A 2,229-nucleotide genomic window follows, 5' to 3' on the forward strand; every position below is an offset into this window, starting at 1 on the left:
GGAAACTGTGCAAACCATTAAGATTGTCAATGAGAAGAACATTAAAAAATAATAAAGGTTATACTAAAATATTAAGTGGTGCTAAAAAAGGAGAGCTATGTTTCTTAGACTAGCAAATCAACATCAAGAATTCGTCAAAGACCTAGTTATGAGCCTACAGGCTTTGGCTACTGTTTTGGAGCGACGCGGCTATGAGGCAGCTTGCTATACTTGTGGCGATCGCATGAACAGTGCCAACTTTATGGTCAGTTTGGCAGACAATCACCTGATCCGGTTCCTGGTATCTGATTATGGGATTACCTGGACGGAATTACGCGACGACCGCGAATTGATGAAACTCGAAGGTGCAGAAGCGATCGCGCAACTGCAAGAACTCGCCGATCTGCTCAAAGTCCGGATTGAGTCTAACGAGCATCTGCTCATCGGTTAGTCATATTTTTGGATTTGCTGCATTTACACTCTGTGTCAAGGTCGATATCGCGTCTATAGCTAACAGTTATGAGGCTTAGAACGACCAAATTGAGCTGTCTGCCAGAGCTTCTAAAGTAGTAGCGTCGATGTCAGTGCAGGATCTCACGAACGCTGCTTGGCAATCAAAATATTGATTAGATATCCAGTTATTGATTCGAGCGACAATCATTTTACGATCGCAGGTGAGCCGATAACTGGATGTTGACCGTAAAAAGGTAAAGCAGTAGACCAGTGCGGACGTGCGCCGCGATCGTAGGCGTTGCGGGCGAGAGCTAGTACCCCTACTACTGTATCGGTCAGATTAGCCGCTTGCGGGATAACTTGGTGCTGAGTAGGCTGAATCTGGGCGCGGCGAATATCCCAATCATCAGCAGCAAACACGGTTGCTGGTAGCACCTCTGTCAATAACTGCGCGTCAGCATCCCAATTGTAAACCGACCCAAACACCTCGCCCCGTTGCGCGGGCATGGATACAGCTAGCAAGCCAGCCGCGCGGGATTGCCAAGCTATCGCCGCTAAACTAGAAATAGCAAATACGGGTAAATCTAATTGTTGTCCCAAAGTCCGGGCAGTCACTACCCCTAAGCGGGTACCTGTAAACCCACCTGGGCCACTAGCTACCGCAATCCAGCCCAGATCCTGCCAAGTTTGGGGACTGAGAAAATCACGTAGATAGGGATGGAGAAAATTGGAAGTATCCCGCCCCAAATCCCACGTCTGGCAACGGACATCTTCGTTACTACGGCTAATTGCCAGACCTAATCCAGGGCTGCTAGTGTGTAGTGCGAGACCGTATTTCATGGGTGAGATGGGAGATGGGAGAGGGTAGATGGGAGATAAGAGATGATAGATGGTAGGGTGTGTTATCGCGCTAGCGTAGCGCACCTTAATTAAAGGATCTCCTGTAGTAGAGTGGGCACTGCTCACTAGGTTTGAGGCACAATTTATTTTATAAATAATTCCACCCTACTACTTACTAATCGCTCGCTTAATGATGTAACCCGCGATCGCGGGTAAAGCGGTAGGATAACAAAAAGCACATTTGCAAAAGATCGGATGGTATCAATATGACTTCTGCTGATGCTGGATCTAATCCTAACAGTAATCCTCAACCGCAGACGCTGCGCGATCGATATTTCCAGACGATCGAGCAGATCGGCACTCGGATTCTAACTGGTAAACAGGTAATTTCCAAAGAGTACATTTATCAGATTCTGGTCGAGCAGATCGAACTGGGTACGAGCGAAATTTTTGAAGGTTGTCTGAGTGAGCAGGTGCAGGGGATCGAGCGCGAAATTGCCAGTCAACCCGATGAAGTCAAGCAAGCTAAACTCAAGCACAAACTCAATGCCCTGGCTTGGATTCAGACATCGCTGGGTACCTTGCAGGACGAACGCCAAGCGGTAGCGCTGGTGGATGCAACGATCGATCGAGTCGTCAGCGCCGAGCCATCCGAGCGGCTGAATATCTTGCTCCAAGCCCTCGATCCCAATCAGGAACGCAAACTCGATCGCGCTCAAATTCAACTGATAATTAAATCTCTTCAGTCAGTTGCCAATGTCCGCCTCGAACCCGCAGATTTCGAGCAACTGCGGCAATTATCGCTCGGACTCGATCGCGGCTTGAAAACGTTACCCGCTCTGGAGCCGCACTTAGTCAGTTGGGTGTATGAGAGCGGACAACAGATTGGCTTTGGTGGTGCCACGGAGAATGGCCCCTGGTCGCTGTGGGCGAAGCAAATCTCCCAACCGTTAATTC

2 protein-coding genes and 1 pseudogene are annotated in these 2,229 nt (G+C 48.9%); 2 read left to right on the plus strand and 1 reads right to left on the minus strand.

The genetic code is table 11. The features are described 5' to 3' along the window. Positions 1-97: 97 nt before the first annotated feature. Positions 98-430, plus strand: coding sequence for a DUF1815 family protein (locus tag RMO35_RS11420; RefSeq protein ID WP_309741319.1), 333 nt, complete (start codon positions 98-100; stop codon positions 428-430). A 206-nt stretch (positions 431-636) separates the two neighbouring features. On the opposite strand, the gene tsaB is transcribed toward RMO35_RS11420, so the two are convergent. Next, entirely contained in the window at positions 637-1,272 is a 636-nt protein-coding gene (tsaB, locus tag RMO35_RS11425) for a tRNA (adenosine(37)-N6)-threonylcarbamoyltransferase complex dimerization subunit type 1 TsaB (RefSeq protein WP_309741321.1), read from the minus strand. Positions 1,273-1,538: 266 nt separating this feature from the next. Here tsaB and RMO35_RS11430 point away from each other — a divergent pair. Beyond that, positions 1,539-2,229: pseudogene (locus RMO35_RS11430) on the plus strand (tetratricopeptide repeat protein); the annotation flags it as partial.

The sequence above is a fragment of the Chamaesiphon sp. OTE_20_metabat_361 genome, from assembly GCF_031364565.1.

Coding starts and splice junctions, on each gene's coding strand:
- RMO35_RS11420 (WP_309741319.1), top strand. CDS start 98: ATGTTTCTTAGACTAGCAAATCAACATCAAGAATTCGTCAAAGACCTA.
- tsaB (WP_309741321.1), bottom strand. CDS start 1,272: ATGAAATACGGTCTCGCACTACACACTAGCAGCCCTGGATTAGGTCTG.